Here is an 18,898-nt window from a genome sequence, read left to right as displayed (position 1 = left end):
TCATTAATCTTTCAAAGCCTCGATAAGCTCTTCTTCATTCCATACGGTAATTCCTAACTTTACAGCTTTATCATACTTTGAACCCGCAGCCTCTCCGGCAATTACGATGTCAGTATTCTTGCTGACACTCCCTGTTACTTTTCCACCAAGAGACTCGATTTTTTCTTTCGCTTCATTTCGATTCAGACTTTCCATTTTCCCGGTTAACACAACCGTCTTATCTGCAAATATACTATCCGCTGATTGTGCTGCTCTCTTCGGTCCAGTATATTCCATATTGATGCCGAGCTCACTTAATTCATTTAGAAGCTTGCTGACTTTTTCTTCAGAGAAATACTGAACAATTGAATCCGCCATCTTTTCTCCAATTTCATCAATTGTAACCAGTTCTTCATAGTTTGCTTCTTGCAATTTCTCCATCGTTCCAAATTCTTCTGCAAGGATTCGCGCAGCCTTCTCACCTATAAAACGAATGCCGAGTCCAAAAATCAGTTTTTCCAAGGAGTTTTGCTTCGACGCTTCAATTGCGTTTAACAGGTTAGTTACTGATTTTTCACCCATCCGCTCCAATTCCAGCAGCTCTTCTTTTTCAAGACGATATAAGTCTGCCATGGTATGGATTAACTCTGCATTGAAAAGCTGCATAACAACCTTTTCACCAAGCCCATCAATATTCATTGCGTTTCTAGAAACAAAATGAATAAATCCTTCCATCAATTGAGCGGGACAATTCGGGTTAATACAGCGCAGTGCAACCTCTTCTTCCAGACGAACGAGATCAGCTCCACAGGCCGGACATTTCTCAGGCATATGAAACTCAACTTCATCGCCTGTTCTTTTTTCGTGTATCGAACGAACAACCTTCGGAATAATATCTCCAGCTTTTTTTACAACTACAAAGTCACCAATTCGTATATCCTGTTCTCGGATTAAATCCTCATTATGCAAGGAAGCACGGCCCACTGTTGAACCCGCAATTCTCACTGGTTCAAGAATCCCTGTTGGTGTTACAACACCTGTTCGTCCAACACTTAGTTCAATATCAGTCAGCTTTGTCATTGCTTCTTCAGCAGGAAATTTATAAGCAATTGACCAGCGCGGGCTTTTTGCTGTATAGCCCAATTCTTCTTGTTGATTGAGATCATCAATTTTAATCACAATGCCATCGATTTCATAGGGCAGGTTAGGTCTTTCTGTTGTCCAATGATTGACGTAATCCAGTACTTCTTCGATAGTTGTACATTTTTTCCAAAGTGGATTTGTCTTTAAACCGAGTGATTTTAATGTGTCTAAACGTGCACTATGTGTTGTTAAATCACTATTTTTCCATTCGCCAACTGCATAGAGAAAAACATCCAGATTTCGGCTTGCCGCAATTTTCGGGTCAAGCTGTCTTAAAGAACCTGCGGCAGCATTTCTAGGGTTTGCAAATAATTCTTCTTCATTTTCTTCCCGTTTTTTATTCAAGCTGTCAAAGGAAGCTTTTGGCATAAAGACTTCCCCGCGTACTTCTAGGGTTTCCTTCTCCTTTAAAGTAAGCGGGATACTGCGGATTGTACGCAGATTTACAGTGATATCTTCACCAACTGTGCCGTCTCCACGTGTTGCTCCCCGGACAAATTTTCCTTCCTCATAGGTTAAAGATACTGCCAACCCATCAATTTTCAGTTCACAAACATAGGAAATATGATCACCGAGCACGTTTTCGGCCCGCCTTGCAAAGTCTCGCAGATCCGTCTCATTAAATGCATTTGACAGACTAAGCATTGGTACATTGTGCCGCACCTTCTCAAAACCTCCAAGGAGCGCACCGCCAACACGCTGGGTAGGAGAGTCTGCCGTAACCAGTTCGGGATATTCTGTCTCAAGCTTTTGCAGCTCTGCTAATTTCACATCATATTCTGCATCTGGAACTGTCGGTTTATCCACGACATAATATTCATAGCTATATTGATTTAAAACTTCTTTTAATGCATTGATTTGTTCCTGTGCTTTTTGTTTATCCATTATAAAAGAAGCACCTCTATTCTTTCGTTATTGGGGCAAATGCAGCAAGGAGACGCTTAATTCCTATCGGAGCTGGGAATGCGATGTCCAGTTCCATTTTTTCGCCCTCACCTTGCACACGTACAACCGTCCCTGTTCCCCATTTCTTATGATTTACTTTTTCACCGGGATTCCATTCCTTAGTTTCTGCACCAGGCTCACGCTCAATACGCTGCGCTCTTCGCTTCGGAGTTCTCTTTTCTTCATCAACTATATTAATGCTGCGGCCAAAGCCAAATAATGATTCTGTTGCCTCTTCCATTCCTTCTATCAATTCTTTCGGAATTTCATTAATAAACCGGCTCATAGGGTTCGTGTTTGTCCGTCCGTATAACGTCCGCATGCGAGCATTTGTCAAATACAATTCCTTTTCCGCTCTAGTAATTCCAACATATGCAAGACGGCGTTCTTCTTCCATCTCTTCTTCATCTAACATGGAACGATTGTGAGGAAAGACATTTTCCTCCATCCCAATTAGAAAGACTACCGGAAACTCAAGACCTTTTGCAGAATGCAGAGTCATTAATGTAATTTTTTCGTCTTCCGCATTTTCTTCTTCATCAACACGATCAATATCAGCGATTAATGCCAAGTCGGTTAAGAATGCAACAAGTGTCTTATCTTCAGCAGTCTTTTCAAATTCCTGTGTTACTGTTTTAAATTCTTCTAAGTTTTCCAAACGGCTTTGGGCTTCAAGGGATTGCTCATTTTTCAGCATTTCTTCATAGCCTGTTCGCTCCAGAACCTGCTCAACCATATCTGTCGCTGTCAGGAACTCCTGTTGCTGCTGTAAGTTCAATATTAGCTCACCAAATTGTGCAAGTGCATTTGCTGCCTTCTTTGAAACACCAGTAAAATCAACTTCCTTTACGGTATCAGAGAAAGAAATTCCATTCATATCCGCATATACTCTCAGTTTTTCAATCGTTGTTTTCCCAATTCCGCGCTTGGGTTCATTTACAACTCGTTCAAAACTTAAATCATCGTTTGGATTCGTAATGAGACGCAGGTAGGCAAGCATATCTTTAATTTCTTTTCTATCATAGAAACGGGTCCCGCCAACCATTTGATACGCGACATTTGATTTAACGAGTGTATCCTCAATTGCACGGGACTGGGCATTCGTGCGATATAATATTGCAATATCATCTGCACTGTAGCCTTCTTTTAACAGTGTACGGATTTTATCTGCAACATAGAGCGCTTCATCCTGTTCCGTCGTACCTTGATAATAAGATATTTTGTTTCCTTCCGCATTTTCAGTCCAGAGATTTTTCGGTTTTCTTCCAGTGTTTTTTTCGATTACTTTATTAGCCGCTTGTAAAATAAATTGCGTTGAACGATAATTTTGTTCAAGCATAATTGTTTTTGCATTCGGATAATCCTTCTCAAATGTCAGGATATTGGTAATATCTGCACCGCGCCAGCGATAGATTGACTGATCAGAATCCCCTACAACACAAAGGTTTTTGAAGCGGCTTGCCAGTTGTTTTACAAGAAAATACTGTGCATGGTTTGTATCCTGATACTCATCCACATGAATATATTGAAAACGGCGCTGATAATATTCCAGCACTTCAGGCACACGTTTAAATAAATGGATTGTCTGCATGATTAAATCATCAAAATCCAGTGATTGGTTTTTACGGAGCATCTTTTGATATCCTGTATAGACTTTTGCTGCTTCACGTTCATAGTAATTCCCAGCTTGATTTTCATATTCCATTTCTGTGATTAACTGGTTTTTCGCTGCACTGATTTGTCCAAGCATTGCTCTTGGATCAAACTTCTTAGGATCAAGATTAAGGTTTTTAAGCACTTGTTTCACGACAGATAATTGATCGGTGCTATCAAGAATTGTGAAGTTTCTTTCATAGCCAATTCGATCAATATCTCTTCTTAAAATACGCACACACATGGAGTGAAAGGTAGAAACCCACATATATTCTGCATCAGGGCCAACCAGACGTTTCACCCTTTCCCGCATTTCTCTAGCAGCTTTATTCGTAAAAGTGATTGCTAAAATGTTTCTGGGTGCAACATCTTTTTCCTCTAATAAGTATGCAATCCGATGGGTTAAAACTCTTGTCTTTCCACTTCCTGCACCTGCCATAATTAGGAGCGGTCCTTCCGTATGCTGTACCGCTTCACGCTGTTCTTTATTCAATCCGTTCAATAATTCATTCGCTGTATAGCTCAATCTTTCCACCGTCCTCTGCTCAATTCTTAACAGCCGCTACTGTTTTTAGAGCTTGTTTAATATTTGTATAGATGCTATTACCAACAATAATTACATCTGCATGCTGCTTCATTTCAATTGCTTGCTCTGGAGTCTCAATTCCGCCACCATAAAAAAGCAATGTATTTTCAAGTACATCACTTACTTCCTCTACAAGCGCTGGATTGCCATACTTTCCGCTATATTCCATATAAAATATCGGTAAATGAAAAACATGCTCTGCCATATAAGCATATGCTTTTACATCGTCTGCATCTGGCAAATAACTATTTGTATGAATAAAAGCTTTAGCATCTTCATTTAAGATACAATAGCCTTCAAAGTAGATTTCACTGTATTCCATCATATCGATATATTCCTTGATTGCTTGATGCTGCACATCCATCATCCACTTTTTTTCCTTCGAATTCAATACCATTGGGATAAAGTAATAATCAAATCCAGGAGTAAGTGCATCTTCTTCAGATATTTCAAGGATACATGGGACAGTATAGTTTCTGCGGATTCTTGATAATAAATCCAAAACGTTATCCAATGTAATATTGTCTGTACCCCCAACAATTACTGCATCTGTTCCCGATTCACAAATTGCATCAAGGTCTTCATCAGAAATTTCCTTTGCTGGATCCAGTTTAAATATATGCTTCCAATTCATTAATTCAGTAGTCAACGTTCCATCCTCCATTATCATCATCCATTCATTTATTATAACAAAAAACGACTAAGGAATTTAGGAATATGTTGCGGGATTGTAAAGAAAGTGAGTGGGGATGATTTCGGGGCTGTTGTAGACACCTGCAGCCCGTTCATATTTTGCATTTGCGTGTGAACGGGCTGCTCTGTGCTAGATTGCAGAGTATTTGAACTGCTCCCAGAAAAACTGGTTTCTCATTGAATTATATTAGATACGCAATTTAATTTAACATAAGTATTTTATTGTCTATGCACAATCACATTACTATTCATTTTCATTCAGGCGATCGACTACAAGTTTGTAGCCGTCACTGCCGTAGTTTATACACCGGCGCACTCTTGATATTGTTGCGGTAGATGCTTTTGTTTCGTTTTCGATTGAATTATAGGTTGAACCATCTATCAGCATTTTAGCAACTTGTAGCCTTTGTGCCAGCGATTGAACCTCAGACATCGTTGCAAGGTCATCAAAAAATTGATAGCATTCATCTCGATCCTTCAGGGATAGCATTGCATCAAATAGCTGATCTAACTGTTTGCCTCTTAGTTTATTTATTTGCAATCATGAACCCTCCTTTTATATGATAACGAATAGACTCTATTCATTTGAAATAGTAACTGTTTCCTCCATACTTGGATTTGTTGGCACAACATTTATCCAAGTCTTTCCAGGTATAAACCCAATTGGCTCTCCATCTTTTACAGGAATAATTCTGCCATTGTCATTCGCCCATTCAACTTGTTGAATTTTGCCTTTTTGCAGTAAGTATCCATTTCCGCCGGATTCCATATCTACGAATCTGCGTCCAGCATTATCTATAATTTCATGGTAGGTCTCTACAATAAACACATTGTCGGCCGTAATTGCAGTATCATCATTTAATTCTACTGTCTGTTCATTATTGCTAAATCGTTTATAATTTCCTTCTGCAGCGTCATAATCATATGCAACAACTTCTTGCGGACTTGCGCTATAGGCAATCTCTACATGCTGTGCTGGTTCACCTTCGATTACTTCTATTTCTTCTTTACTTAAGAATGGAAGTGGCTTATGCATTTCTTTAGTAGAATAGCCTTTATCTTCTGCGACTTCATAAGCTGCATTTAATAGAGCATACGAATTATGTGGTGCTTTTCGTGAGGCATCTCGTTTAAATAGCTTCCCGTCATTATCATACGTCGAGCCATTTAAAAAGGAAATACCTTCGTTTGCAATCATCTCATTGATAAAGTCAGCAGCCCCATGGTAAACATACACTGCATCATACCCATCTGCAAGTCTGAAATAATACTCTCTCGCACTGCGAACTGGACCAACTAGCTCAGGTATTTCACTTTGAAATAACGCTAGAAAACGGGTGATTCTAGCTTCAGCAAGAATTTCAAAAACAATATCCGCTTCGGAAAGTCCAGACTGCGGTCTTGCTTGGTTATGATTATTTACCATTACTCCAATCATTCGATTATCGACTGGATTATCCGTGTACTGTCCAGTAAGCGGGTACATATTTTCACCCTGAACAGCGGTTTCTTCTTTATCGTCCCTGTTTGTATCTTTTTGCTCATGAGTTCCCGCTTCTTCTTCTTTTTTAGAACAAGCAGCAAGCAGCAAGATAAGAATAAACACAAAACAGATTATCTTTCTCATTGTCTTCACATCTTTCCTTATAGAGTTGGTTATTGATTTGCATTTGTCTGTTCAAGTGTTTCTGCATGCCAAACTTACCAATCTGTTCACACACTGCTAATCTTATATCATTTATTGCCATTTACCTACTCTATATATTATCATACTTTCTCACTTTAGTGCTGTAAAGTTTTAAACCTTATGGTCATCGATAAGCATCATTAAAAAACGCTATTTAACAAGCAATATGCCTGTTAAATAGCGTTTCATTATTTACCAATATCTGTACGGAAGAAAAATTCCTTACTTTGTTCCAAAGGCCGTAAAGTTTCATATACTTTCTCTCTTGCCGCCGTCATCGTTGGAGCAGTTGCACCGACTAAAAGTACACGCCCGCCATCAGAAACAAACTTTTCATTTTTTAACCTTGTTCCCGCATGAACAATAAACGGATTACTTCCTGATTGCAGCAGAGGGAGTTTTACTTCTTTTTTATATAAACCAGGATAACCTGCAGATGCAACAACAACCCCAAGCGATGCTTCATCCTTCCAAGCAAGTTGTGGATCTTTGCCAGCAAGCACATCAAGAAAAACCTGTAAAAGGTCATTTTCTAATAACGGAAGAACAACCTGTGTCTCTGGATCACCAAATCTTGTATTGAACTCAATCACCTTCGGACCTTGCTCCGTCATAATTAAGCCCGCATAGAGAATACCAGTAAAGGGACGTCCCTCTGCAATCATACCATTCGCTGTCCGCAGCAGAGTATTTTCTATTGAAAAGTCCAAATCAGTTTGGCTGACATCCTCAAGAGGGGCATAAGCTCCCATCCCCCCCGTATTAGGACCCTCATCATTATCAAAAGCCCGTTTATGATCCCGCGCAGTCACCATTGGATATACTTGGTTCTCGTGAACAAATGCCATTAATGAAAATTCCTTGCCAGCAAGAAACTCTTCAATCACTATTGTTGCTCCCGCTTCAGCAAATGCTTTTGAAACAAGCATGTCATCTGCTGCGGCCAGTGCTTCTTCTTCTGTGAGTGCAACGATTACGCCTTTTCCAGCTGCAAGTCCATCTGCTTTAATGACAATTGGAGCACCTTTTTCTTTAATATAGACTTTTGCCTTTTCTGCACTCGAAAATACAGCATAATCTGCAGTCGGCACATCATACCTCTGCATAAATTCCTTTGCAAAACTCTTGCTTCCTTCCAGCAATGCTGCTTCTTCTGTTGGAGCAAATATCGCTAAGCCTTCCTTCTGAAAATGGTTGGCAATTCCTGCATTCAATGGATTTTCTGGTCCGACGACTGTAAGATCAACCTGTTTATCCTTCGCAAATTGAACAAGTGAAGCAATATTCATTTCATCTATCTCCACACATTCAGCTAAGCTTGCAATGCCAGCATTCCCAGGAGCTGCATATAGCTTTGTTACCTTTTCACTTTCATTTAACTTCATAATAATGCTATGCTCACGGCCGCCCCGGCCAACTACTAATACTTTCATTCGAAACCCTCCCGTCTCTGCACAATTGAATCAATGCTTAAAGTGGCGCATGCTTGTATAGACCATTGCGATTCCATGTTCATCGCAAACATCAATTGAATCCTGGTCCCGTTTAGATCCGCCAGGTTGGATAATTGCAGTTACACCTGCTTTTATTGCATATTCAACAGTATCAGGCATTGGGAAAAATGCATCGGAAGCAAGAACAGATCCTTTTGCTTTCTCTCCGGCCTGTTCAATCGCAATTTTTGCAGAGCCAACACGATTCATTTGACCTGCTCCAACTCCAACCGTTTGATTATCCTTTGCCAGCACAATTGCATTTGACTTCACATGCTTTACTGCTTTCCAAGCGAACAATAGATCTTCAACCTCTTGTTCGGTCGGCTTCCGTTTTGTAACAACTTCTAAGTCATTACTTACAACCTGACCCGTATCCTGATGTTGAATTAATGCGCCACCACTCACTGTAGTTAGCTTGTGCGCTATTGCTTGGCTTCTCATCGTATCTAATGCGAGCAGGCGAATATTCTTTTTGCGTGTTAAAATCTCCTTTGCTTCTTCGGTAAAGTCTGGTGCAAGAACAATTTCTAAAAAGATTTCACTTAATTGTTCTGCAGTCTGTTTATCAACTTCGCGATTTAATGCAACAATGCCACCAAAGATTGAGACTGGATCTGCATCATATGCAAGTTTAAATGCATCTGATAAATCCCGTGCAATGCCGATTCCACATGGATTCATATGTTTTACCGCAACTGCTGCCGGCATATCGTATTCCTGGATGATTTCCAGTGCTGCATTTGCATCCTGAATATTATTGTAAGAGAGTTCTTTTCCGTGCAGTTGTTCTGCCGATGCAAGGCTTACTCCATCACGAAGTGGGGCTGCATAAAATGCTGCTATTTGATGTGGATTTTCGCCATAGCGCAGATTCTGCACTTTTTCATATGTAACAGTGTAGGTTTCCGGGAATTCCTCACCTGTTTGCTCAGCAAAATAGCCTGCAATCATTGCATCATAATTTGCCGTATGCTGGAAAACCTTAGCAGCCAATTGCTGCCGAAGTTCAATGGAAAGCTCGTCCTTTTTCGCAGCATCAAGAACAGCATCATAGTCTGCTGGGTTAACCACGACAACAACATCCTCAAAGTTTTTCGCTGCAGAACGAAGCATTGTCGGTCCGCCAATATCTATGTTTTCAATAATTTCTTCCTTTGATACTCCTTCTTTAAGCAATGTTTGCTTAAAGGGATAAAGGTTAACAACAACCATATCAATTGGATTTATTTCATTCTCTTCCATCTGCTGCATATGATTTGGATTAGAACGTTTCCCTAATAAACCTCCATGCACTTTAGGATGCAATGTTTTCACCCTGCCATCCATAATCTCTGGGAAGCCTGTCACTTCATCAATTGCAATCGCCGCGATGCCTGCTTCCTGAATTGTTTTTAACGTCCCGCCTGTTGATATAATTTCATAGCCTGCTTCTGTCAGTTCTTTTGCAAATGCTGTAATGCCTGTTTTATCTGAGACACTGATTAATGCTCTTTTCCCCACGGAAATCCCTCACTTCTATATTAGTACGTGTTCAAACATCAATTTTCATTTTGCCGGACTTTTAAACATCCCTTAAAATTTGCCTTATTACTTTCGGATATAAACGGTGTTCTACTATCTGAATGCGTTTCTGTAATGTTTCTTTTGTATCATTCGACAGTATTGGAACTGTCTCTTGTTCGATAATTGGTCCAGTATCCATACCTTCATCTATATAATGAACCGTCACACCTGTTTCTGCGCCACCTGCGTTAAATGCCTGCCCAATAGCATCAATTCCTGGAAATGCCGGCAGCAAGGATGGATGAATATTGATCATTTTTCCTTCATAGGCTTCGAGTATAGTCGCGCCAGCTAATCGCATATAACCTGCAAGGAAAATCCACTCCACATTATTCTTCTGCAATGCTTCTACAATCTCAGCTTCATAATCTGCTTTCTGCTTGTATTGTTTCGCATCGAATACAAATGTTTCAACACCAAAGGCTTTCGCTTTTTCAATCACGGCTGCCTTTGGTTTATCACAAACTAAAAGCGAAATTTCGCACGGCAAGTCCCCGTCACTCATAATTGCCTCAAAATTACTTCCAGTTCCAGAAGCAAAAACTGCTGCTCTTACCTTGCTCATGATGTAAACTGCACCCCTTCAGCAATAGATACTTTTCCAATAACAGTTGCTGTTTCACCAGTCTTTGCAAGGATCTCAATTGTTTTTTCAGCATCCTCGTCTGCAACAACAAGGACCATTCCAATCCCCATATTAAAGACACCATACATTTCCTCCTCAGGTATTTCTCCTTGTGCTTGTAAGAATGAAAATACCTCAGGAATCTCCCATGCGCCTTTCTTCACCTCAACACCTAAACCTTTAGGCAGCATTCTTGGAAGGTTTTCATAAAATCCGCCGCCTGTTATATGTGAAATGCCATTCACATCAACATTCTCCAATACTTTAGCGACCTGCTTCGCATAGATTTTAGTTGGTGTTAACAGAACCTCGCCCAAGGGCTTGGATAAACCTTCATAAGTCTTGGTAAAGTCAAGTTCTCTAACAATCTTTCTAACTAGCGAGTAGCCGTTCGAATGAATGCCACTCGATTCGAGACCAATTAAAACATTGTTCTCCTTTATATTTTTTCCACTTATTAATTTTTCTTTTTCCGCAATTCCGACAACAAAGCCTGCAAGATCGTATTCATCCTCTTCATACATTCCCGGCATTTCTGCAGTCTCACCGCCAATAAGTGCTGCACCAGCATCAACACAGCCTTCTGCTACCCCAGCAACAATTTGTTCGATTTTCGCAGGATTGTTTTTTCCACAAGCAATATAATCGAGGAAAAATAAAGGCTGTGCACCTTGAGCAACAATATCATTTGCACACATTGCCACTAAATCAATTCCCACCGTATCATGTTTGTCCAGCTGAAAAGCCAGCTTTAACTTCGTACCAACACCGTCTGTTCCTGAAACCATAACAGGCTCCTTATAACTGAAACCAGATAAATCAAATAAACCAGCAAAAGAACCAATTCCACCAAGCACTTCAGGACGTTTTGTCTTTGCTATATGCTTTTTCATTCTTTCCACTGCTTCATAACCAGCTTCTACATCAACGCCTGCTTCCCTGTATACATCTGACATGTTAGACACATCCTCAGTTCATATTTTCGTTTTCATTCCGCGCATAACTTACGAAGGATTTCCCTTATCAAAATCCACCCTTACTGGGTACTCCCCTGTCATACAGGCATTACAAATGCCTTGATGGATGGACTTCTCCCTTACAATTGCATTTTTCATGCCTTCTGCAGAAAGATAAGCAATACTATCTGCACCAATCAGTTCACTAATCTCTTCCGAGGAATAATTCGCAGCAATTAATTCTTCTTTCGTAGACATATCGATTCCGTAATAACAAGGGTTTTTAATCGCCGGAGAAGCAATCCGCACATGGACTTCCTTTGCTCCTGCTTCTTTGAGCAGCCGGACAATTCGCTTCGAAGTAGTCCCCCGTACAATAGAATCATCAATCATGACCACTCGTTTTCCTTCAACAATTCCTCTCACTGGAGATAGTTTCATCTTTACACCTTGCTCCCGAAGCTCCTGAGAAGGCTGAATAAATGTACGGCCAATATAACGGTTTTTAATAATGCCCATTTCATAAGGTAAACCTGATTCCTCAGCATAACCAATCGCTGCAGAAATACTTGAGTCTGGTACTCCTGTTACAACATCAGCCTCAACAGGGGCTTCCTTAGCTAGTTCTTTCCCCATCCTTTTCCTTGAAGCATGAACATTCACACGATTTAAATCACTATCTGGTCTTGATAAATAAACATATTCCATTCCACAAAGCCTGCGTTGCTCTCGCATCGCAAATCGAATTGACTGTAATCCTTCATCACTAATGACAATCAATTCACCTGGCAGTACTTCCCGTTCGAATGTCGCACCCACTATATCAAAAGCACTTGTTTCCGCCGCAACAACATAAGCGTCTCCTATCCTCCCGATAGAAAGCGGACGTATGCCATGCGGGTCGGCTGCTACAAACATTTTGTCTTTTTCTAAAATCAAAAATGTATATGCACCCACCAGCTGCTGCAGGGCTTCAATAATTGAAGCTTCTGTATCCTGCTTGCAGCGTTTAATAAGATGAGCAAGTAACTCTGAATCAGCAGACGTTTGTAAAATACTCCCACCATCTTCTAAACCTTCCCGAAGCTGGTTTCCATTCATGATATTGCCGCTATGTGCAATTGCAATACTATTTTTTTGAGTATGGAAGAGCAGCGGCTCTACACTGTCCACTGCTTTATTTTTATCTCCCTGTTTCGAATAGCGGATATGAGCAATCGCTGCTTTTCCGTTCAATTCATTAAAATCAGCTTGCTTAAAAACGTCATTGACAAGTCCTAAGCCTTTATGAAGCTTTAGCTCATCGCCATCACTTACAACTACACCTGATCCCTCTTGTCCCCGGTGCTGCTGAGCGTGTAATCCGTAGTAAGAAAGCTCAGCAGCTTGTTTGTGTCCCCAAATACCAAACATAATGCCATTCCTCTTTTATACTTCAGATTTCAATAACTGTGGAATTGCCTTTTTCCATAGCTTATTGAGCTGTTCTACTTTTTCATCGATTACCGCTTCATCATTGACATTAACTTTAAAATCTCCATTCGCTGTCACTCTTCCAATCAATTGAGCATCGCGAACAATAGACTCAAATTCTTCCTTTTTCTCTGGCTTCACTGAAATTAAGAAGCGTGATTGAGTTTCACTGAATAATAGTTTTGTCGCCTCTCCATCTAATGATATTTCAATACCGAGACCTGCCTCATTGAATACCGTTTCCCCTAGTGCTACAGCAAGTCCGCCTTCCGCAACATCATGTGCAGACACGATGCTGCCCGTATGGATTGCTTCAAGTATTTGTTTTTGGCGCTTTGCTTCAATTGTTAAATCAATATTTGGAGCCTTTCCTGAATAGCTTCCTTCCAGAACATTTTGCAGCTCACTTCCAGCGAACTCTGCCTTCGTTTCACCAATGAGATAGACTAGATCTCCACTGCTCTGAACAGTGCTTGGAGTTGCATATGTGGTTTTCTGCAATAATCCAACCATTCCGATAATAGGCGTTGGCATGATTGCTTTGCCTTTTGACTCGTTATATAAAGAAACATTTCCACTTATAACTGGAGTCGCAAGTTCAAGACAAGCTTCACGGATACCCTCAATACTTTGTTCCATCTGCCAGAATGTTTCTGGATTTGCTGGGTCACCATAATTTAATCCATCTGTTAGAGCAAGTGGTGTCGCTCCAGAACATACAAGGTTGCGGCTTGCTTCTGCTACTGCAATCTTTCCTCCAACCTTAGGGTCCAAATATAAATAGCGGGAGTTACAATCTGTTGTCATAGCAATCGCTTTGTCTGTCCCAGCTATTTTTACAATTGCTGCATCTGAGCCAGGACCAACTAGGGTATTTCCTTGTGCCTCAGAATCAAATTGACTATAAGCCCATTCTTTGCTGGCAATTGTTGGCTGCTGCAATAAGATACGTAACATTTCAGCATGATCATCAACGACTGGAGCATATCCCTCCTGTTGCTGGAATTTCTGATAATACGCTGCTTCTCTTGCAGGCAGTTCATATACTGGAGCTTCGTCAGTTAAAGCTTCAACAGGTATTTCTGCCTGTACTTCTCCATGCATCGTTATCCGGAAGAGCTTTTCTTCAATAACCTTACCAATCGCTACAGCTTCAACATCATGCTTTTTGAATACATCAAGAATCTCTTGTTCTTCACCCTTTTTCACTACAAGCAGCATTCTTTCTTGAGATTCGGAAAGCATAATTTCATATGCATCCATATTCTTTTCACGCTGTGGCACGAGATCAAGATTCATTTCCATTCCAGTTCCTGCTTTACTCGCCATTTCACTTGCAGAAGAAGTTAAACCAGCTGCACCCATATCCTGGATTCCAATCAATGCGTCAGAATGGATAACCTCAAGACAGGCATCTACAAGCCTTTTGCCAATATAAGGGTCACCAATTGCTACAGCAGAAGTATAATCTTTAGTCCCTTCAACAACATCGGAGGAGAAAGTTGCACCATGGATACCATCACGTCCTGTTTTTCCACCAGCATAAATTACTGTATTCCCTGCACCTGCTGCGATACCTTTTTGCACATCATCATGGTTTACCAGACCAACAACCATTGCATTAACAAGCGGGTTCTCCTCATAACTTTCATCAAACTGAACTTCCCCGCCTACTGTGGGAACTTCTACTACATTCCCGTAGCTGGCAATTCCACGAACTGCTTCAGAAAAGAGCCATTTTGTGCGTTTTTTATCTAAATTTCCAAAACGGAGTGAGTTTAGTGCAGCGATGGGCTTCGCCCCCATAGAAAATACATCACGCAGGATTCCACCAACTCCAGTAGCCGACCCCTCAAAAGGTTCTACATAGGAAGGGCTATTATGACTTTCAATTTTAAAAACAACTGCTTGGTTATCACCAATATCAACTACACCAGCACCTTCTCCCGGACCTTGCAGTACATGTTCTCCTTCTGTAGGAAACCTTCTTAAAAGCGGTTTTGATGTTTTATAACTGCAGTGCTCCGACCACATAACAGAAAAAATTCCTGTTTCTGTGTAATTTGGCAGACGATTCATCTTTTCCTTTGCTAATTGGAATTCCTCATCTGTTAAACCCATTTCCTGATAAACTTTTTCTGCTTCAATTTGCTCTGGCTTGATTTTGTGATTGCTCATTTGCTTTTCCCCTCCGTATTTTGGAATCTACCTTTGTTTGATAAGCAATATTATTTCGCTGTTTCGTACCTTTCCACTTGTCTTAAAACATCGTTCCGGTCTTTGCCAATAAATGTGATATGCCCCATTTTTCGCTTTGCTTTAATTGCTGCTTTACCGTACAAATGAGCATATCCATCGGCTTCTATTTGCAAGTATTCCAATAGAGGTTCAACATCTTCTCCCAGCACATTTACCATTACGGCCGGCTGCAGTAATTCAATTTCTTTAAGCGGAAGTCCGCAAATCGCTAAAATATGCTGTCCGAATTGGGAGACATTACATGCTTCAATAGAATAATGACCAGAGTTATGCGGACGTGGCGCCATTTCATTCAAATAAATTTCTTCGCCATTAACAAACATTTCAATCGCAAATGTACCAACGATGTTCATCTTCTCACCAAGCATTCTTGCTGCCTGATAGGCTTTCTGTTGAATTGTTTCATTTACTGCAGCTGGTACAGTTGTTTTATATAAAATATGGTCACGATGTTCATTCTCAGAAATTGGGAAAAACGTAATTTCACCTGATACAGAACGAGAAAACACAACAGAAATTTCCTTATCAAAGGTTATCCACTCTTCGATAATGCAGTGCCCATGCTCCTTAGCAAAACGAATGGCTTCTTGCTTGTCTGCCTCCGTCTCTAGTTTAATTTGTCCTTTTCCATCATAGCCGCCACTGCAAGTCTTCATTACTGCAGGCAGAGTGAACTCCTTTAAAACTGTTTTTGCTTCCTCACCATTTTTTACAATTGTAAACTCTGGAACTGGCAGACCAAGTCCGCGAATCATCGTTTTTTCCTTTTCACGGTTTTGTGTAATTTCCAGCGCAAAAGCCCCTTGTGGAAGCTTATCTTGTTTTTCAATATATGCAGCCGCATCAAGGTCAACATTTTCAAATTCATACGTAATAACATCACTTATTCTTGTCAGTTCTTTAATTGCATCCATATCATCATAAGCAGCCGTCAACTGAACGTCCGCCACTTGAGCTGTTGGGCAATCTGCGGTTGGATCGAGCACTGCAATTTTATAGCCCATATACCTGGCAGCAATCGCCATCATCCTGCCCAGCTGGCCGCCGCCAATAATTCCAATTGTTTTTGGTGGTAAAATCACATTATTTTTTTTCAAGTTCTTCCCTCATTTCAGCCACTTTTGATTTTATTTCTTCACGATAATTCTCAAGCCTATTTTCTGTTTCCTTATCATATGCAGCAATAATTTGGGCTGCCAGAATACCTGCATTCACAGCACCTGCTTTGCCAATTGCAACGGTTGCAGTCGGCACACCGGCAGGCATTTGTACAATCGACAGGAGTGAGTCTATTCCATTTAATGCCTTGCTTTGTACAGGGATGCCGATAACTGGAAGTGTCGTTTGCGATGCAACCATCCCAGGAAGATGCGCTGCACCTCCAGCTCCAGCAATAATGACCTTCAAGCCGCGTTTACGGGCAGTTTTAGCATAGTCAAACATATCATCAGGAGTGCGGTGTGCAGAAATTACTTCCTTTTCATACGCAACATTTAATTCCTCGAGCACCTTACATGTATGCTCCATTGTGTCCCAATCTGAAATACTTCCCATAATTACACCAACTAATGCCATGAAATCCCTCTTTCTTATATTGGATGTTCAAAAAAGTCAGATAAAAACAGCGATTTTACACCGTTTTTCCAAATCCATACTTTAATCAATAGAATAAAAAAGTCTATTCGTCTCCCTCATATATGAGAGAAGATGAATAGACCTAGTAAAAAAAGAAAACAGTAATTAATCATTATGAAGTATAACGATTCATCTTCCCTCATAGTCCTGCCTTTTACGGTGCAGGGTAGAAACTTCTGAGCCATATTCTCAAGTGAAATATATGAGGTCATTCAGTTATTAATTTGCTGCGTTAAGCATAACAAAATTAAAAAGATAAATCAACAAAAATCGAACGATATATTACCTTTCAAAATTAACGTTCGGTTTTTGGGTTATTTTTCGTGTTTTCTAAATCATTTATTTACTTTTCAACTATCTTCTGGTTTTTCTTGTTCTTGAAGCTGATTTTCCTGATGCTGACGTATTTTCCCTTTACGCACCTGCTTGACCCAGAATCCGCCATTGATTTGTTTTGGTTCATAGGAAATGATAAAGGCTTTTGGGTCGATATTATTGATAAGCTCATATAAAGAAATCTCATATCTTCTTGGAGTTAATATTTGCATCGACAAACGGTCGCCGTCCATCCCATAAGAATACCAGCTCGTAACCCCATATCCTTTTTCCCTGATTTGCTGGGTAAACTTAATATCTGGATTCGAGGAGGTCACATTAACAACAATATAACCAAGAGCCAGCTTCTCTTCAATCATCGAGCCGATAATAACTCCTAAACCATAACCAAGTGCATAGGCGATCAGATTCTGAATCTCGTTCAAATTATCTAAAACAAGGCCTAATCCAACAACATAAATAACAATCTCTACTGTACTGAGCAGCGCAGCAATATAACGCCGTCCTTTTAAGGTAAGTATCATCCTGACTGTAAACATGGATACGTACACAATATTAATAATAAAGATGATTGCTACCATAATAAAAGCATTTTCCAGCAATATAATCCCTCCTGAACGTGAAACGTTCTACATTATTTTCTCCCCGTAAATTTATTTTATTAAACCATACAACAGCTAATTTAAACTTGACGCAGAAAGTGATTATATTCTACTTTCTTAATTTACACAATCGGTTTTTTATTCTTTTCTATTAACTCTAAAGAAAACTCTCCAACATTGCCTTCAACATACAAATTTGTAATAGATGTAGAATAATTATGAATCACTGCTGGGAATTCCAGTTCCTTTTCCGGAACTTTTACTAGAAAATCATTTTTATATAATAAAGTTGTAATCTCGTGGTATGCATCACTGTCAACATTAAAATCAAAGCTTATTCTTCGAAGTTCTTCTTCATCCCTTAGAACAGCATGCTGGCTGAAGTTTGTTGCTGAGAGGATTACATGATCAATTTGAATTTCAATACTCATACTAAATCTCTCCTTCAATTATTATATTAACTATAAGATTACAAGAACGCCTCCTTTCCCATTATCCGGAAAAAAGGAGGCATAGTTTATTTATTTGGTCCATATACACGTTTTTCGATGCCTGATTCAACCCCGCGCAATCTTTTTTGCAGACGTGTTCTCCAACTGTCTGCTAACAATTCACAAGCAGCCAAGTCATCGGCCAAACGCAAATCATCCTTGTAAAAATGCATCACTTCATTTGCAGCTTGAATCGACCACTGCGGAAAGGGCCGCTCCAGTAATTCTATTGGACTGTCCGCATGAATATGACCTTCTTGCAGTACACGGAAATACCAGCCAGTTCTGCCGCTATTTTGGATTTGCAGAGCCAAATCCATAATTTGGAAGCGTCTGGCAGGCTTCCAGCACGGTTGTCTCGGCTGAGAAACTTGAATGATTGCCTCTCCTACTTTATAAGTATCTCCAATACATACCGTGAATTCATCCATTTCTAATACAGCGAAGTTCTCTCCCATTGCCCCCATTATCATATCATCATGTTCAAGCTTTTCCTGCCAGTAGGTGTAATGCTTAATCGGATATGCAAAAACAGCTTTCTCTGGACCACCATGGTTTTTTTTATCAGCAACCTCATCATCAATAAAACCAGTTTTACTCAGCCAAAGATTACCAGACGCCTCATTTTTAAATATGCCGCTTTCCCACTGCCTTTCCAGCGGATTTGCAGCATCCTTTTCCCCCGCTTGCTTCACTTTCCCAATAAATACTTTATGTAAATGTGGTTCTTCCATTGTTTCACCTGCTCTTAAATGATATATTAATTTTATTCTACT

Annotated in this window: 16 protein-coding genes and 1 riboswitch; all 16 genes read right to left on the bottom strand. The window is 40.1% G+C overall.

The window, feature by feature from the left end:
• Positions 1-3: 3 nt before the first annotated feature.
• Positions 4-2,007, bottom strand: coding sequence for an NAD-dependent DNA ligase LigA (gene ligA, locus NST93_RS18390; RefSeq protein ID WP_405099585.1), 2,004 nt, complete (start codon positions 2,005-2,007; stop codon positions 4-6).
• A gap of 16 nt (positions 2,008-2,023) precedes the next feature.
• The gene (pcrA, locus tag NST93_RS18385) at positions 2,024-4,246 is read right to left on the bottom strand and encodes a DNA helicase PcrA (RefSeq protein ID WP_405099583.1); all 2,223 of its coding nucleotides are present in this window, start codon (positions 4,244-4,246) and stop codon (positions 2,024-2,026) included.
• Between the two features lie 19 nt (positions 4,247-4,265).
• On the bottom strand, positions 4,266-4,970 hold the full coding sequence (locus tag NST93_RS18380; protein ID WP_405099581.1) for a heptaprenylglyceryl phosphate synthase: 705 nt from the start codon (positions 4,968-4,970) through the stop codon (positions 4,266-4,268).
• Positions 4,971-5,243: 273 nt separating this feature from the next.
• Entirely contained in the window at positions 5,244-5,540 is a 297-nt protein-coding gene (locus tag NST93_RS18375; protein ID WP_405099579.1) for a YerC/YecD family TrpR-related protein, read from the bottom strand.
• Between the two features lie 36 nt (positions 5,541-5,576).
• Positions 5,577-6,626, bottom strand: coding sequence for a DUF3048 domain-containing protein (locus tag NST93_RS18370; RefSeq protein ID WP_405099577.1), 1,050 nt, complete (start codon positions 6,624-6,626; stop codon positions 5,577-5,579).
• A gap of 248 nt (positions 6,627-6,874) precedes the next feature.
• Entirely contained in the window at positions 6,875-8,119 is a 1,245-nt protein-coding gene (purD, locus tag NST93_RS18365) for a phosphoribosylamine--glycine ligase (protein WP_405099575.1), read from the bottom strand.
• A gap of 30 nt (positions 8,120-8,149) precedes the next feature.
• The gene (gene purH, locus NST93_RS18360) at positions 8,150-9,682 is read right to left on the bottom strand and encodes a bifunctional phosphoribosylaminoimidazolecarboxamide formyltransferase/IMP cyclohydrolase (protein WP_405099573.1); all 1,533 of its coding nucleotides are present in this window, start codon (positions 9,680-9,682) and stop codon (positions 8,150-8,152) included.
• Between the two features lie 61 nt (positions 9,683-9,743).
• Positions 9,744-10,310, bottom strand: coding sequence for a phosphoribosylglycinamide formyltransferase (purN, locus tag NST93_RS18355; protein ID WP_405099571.1), 567 nt, complete (start codon positions 10,308-10,310; stop codon positions 9,744-9,746).
• The gene (gene purM / locus NST93_RS18350) at positions 10,307-11,326 is read right to left on the bottom strand and encodes a phosphoribosylformylglycinamidine cyclo-ligase (RefSeq protein WP_405099569.1); all 1,020 of its coding nucleotides are present in this window, start codon (positions 11,324-11,326) and stop codon (positions 10,307-10,309) included. The genes purN and purM overlap by 4 nt, the downstream gene beginning before the upstream one ends.
• A gap of 48 nt (positions 11,327-11,374) precedes the next feature.
• Entirely contained in the window at positions 11,375-12,739 is a 1,365-nt protein-coding gene (purF, locus tag NST93_RS18345) for an amidophosphoribosyltransferase (protein WP_405099567.1), read from the bottom strand.
• 15 nt (positions 12,740-12,754) lie between these two features.
• Entirely contained in the window at positions 12,755-14,977 is a 2,223-nt protein-coding gene (purL, locus tag NST93_RS18340; protein ID WP_405099565.1) for a phosphoribosylformylglycinamidine synthase subunit PurL, read from the bottom strand.
• Between the two features lie 50 nt (positions 14,978-15,027).
• Positions 15,028-16,155, bottom strand: coding sequence for a 5-(carboxyamino)imidazole ribonucleotide synthase (gene purK / locus NST93_RS18335; RefSeq protein ID WP_405099563.1), 1,128 nt, complete (start codon positions 16,153-16,155; stop codon positions 15,028-15,030).
• The gene (gene purE / locus NST93_RS18330; RefSeq protein WP_405099561.1) at positions 16,142-16,633 is read right to left on the bottom strand and encodes a 5-(carboxyamino)imidazole ribonucleotide mutase; all 492 of its coding nucleotides are present in this window, start codon (positions 16,631-16,633) and stop codon (positions 16,142-16,144) included. The genes purK and purE overlap by 14 nt, the downstream gene beginning before the upstream one ends.
• 182 nt (positions 16,634-16,815) lie before the next feature.
• A riboswitch (purine riboswitch) is annotated at positions 16,816-16,919 on the bottom strand.
• 124 nt (positions 16,920-17,043) lie between these two features.
• On the bottom strand, positions 17,044-17,631 hold the full coding sequence (locus NST93_RS18325) for a DUF2179 domain-containing protein (protein WP_405099559.1): 588 nt from the start codon (positions 17,629-17,631) through the stop codon (positions 17,044-17,046).
• A 122-nt stretch (positions 17,632-17,753) separates the two neighbouring features.
• Positions 17,754-18,062, bottom strand: coding sequence for a DUF3219 family protein (locus tag NST93_RS18320; RefSeq protein WP_405099557.1), 309 nt, complete (start codon positions 18,060-18,062; stop codon positions 17,754-17,756).
• Between the two features lie 86 nt (positions 18,063-18,148).
• Positions 18,149-18,856, bottom strand: a complete 708-nt coding sequence (locus NST93_RS18315) for an MOSC domain-containing protein (RefSeq protein ID WP_405099555.1) — start codon at positions 18,854-18,856, stop codon at positions 18,149-18,151.
• Positions 18,857-18,898 lie beyond the last annotated feature (42 nt).

It is taken from the genome of Oceanobacillus sp. FSL H7-0719 (genome assembly GCF_045040795.1).
Lineage (GTDB): Bacteria > Bacillota > Bacilli > Bacillales > Amphibacillaceae > Oceanobacillus.
This window is presented reverse-complemented; position numbering and strand designations above follow the sequence as displayed.

What these genes read in the sequence shown, in the direction of transcription:
- NST93_RS18370 (WP_405099577.1), bottom strand. Translation starts at nt 6,626, where the DNA reads ATGAGAAAGATAATCTGTTTTGTGTTTATTCTTATCTTGCTGCTTGCT.
- purN (WP_405099571.1), bottom strand. Translation starts at nt 10,310, where the DNA reads ATGAGCAAGGTAAGAGCAGCAGTTTTTGCTTCTGGAACTGGAAGTAAT.
- ligA (WP_405099585.1), bottom strand. Translation starts at nt 2,007, where the DNA reads ATGGATAAACAAAAAGCACAGGAACAAATCAATGCATTAAAAGAAGTT.
- NST93_RS18380 (WP_405099581.1), bottom strand. Translation starts at nt 4,970, where the DNA reads ATGGAGGATGGAACGTTGACTACTGAATTAATGAATTGGAAGCATATA.
- purF (WP_405099567.1), bottom strand. Translation starts at nt 12,739, where the DNA reads ATGTTTGGTATTTGGGGACACAAACAAGCTGCTGAGCTTTCTTACTAC.
- purE (WP_405099561.1), bottom strand. Translation starts at nt 16,633, where the DNA reads ATGGCATTAGTTGGTGTAATTATGGGAAGTATTTCAGATTGGGACACA.
- NST93_RS18320 (WP_405099557.1), bottom strand. Translation starts at nt 18,062, where the DNA reads ATGAGTATTGAAATTCAAATTGATCATGTAATCCTCTCAGCAACAAAC.
- NST93_RS18315 (WP_405099555.1), bottom strand. Translation starts at nt 18,856, where the DNA reads ATGGAAGAACCACATTTACATAAAGTATTTATTGGGAAAGTGAAGCAA.
- purM (WP_405099569.1), bottom strand. Translation starts at nt 11,326, where the DNA reads ATGTCAGATGTATACAGGGAAGCAGGCGTTGATGTAGAAGCTGGTTAT.
- purD (WP_405099575.1), bottom strand. Translation starts at nt 8,119, where the DNA reads ATGAAAGTATTAGTAGTTGGCCGGGGCGGCCGTGAGCATAGCATTATT.
- purL (WP_405099565.1), bottom strand. Translation starts at nt 14,977, where the DNA reads ATGAGCAATCACAAAATCAAGCCAGAGCAAATTGAAGCAGAAAAAGTT.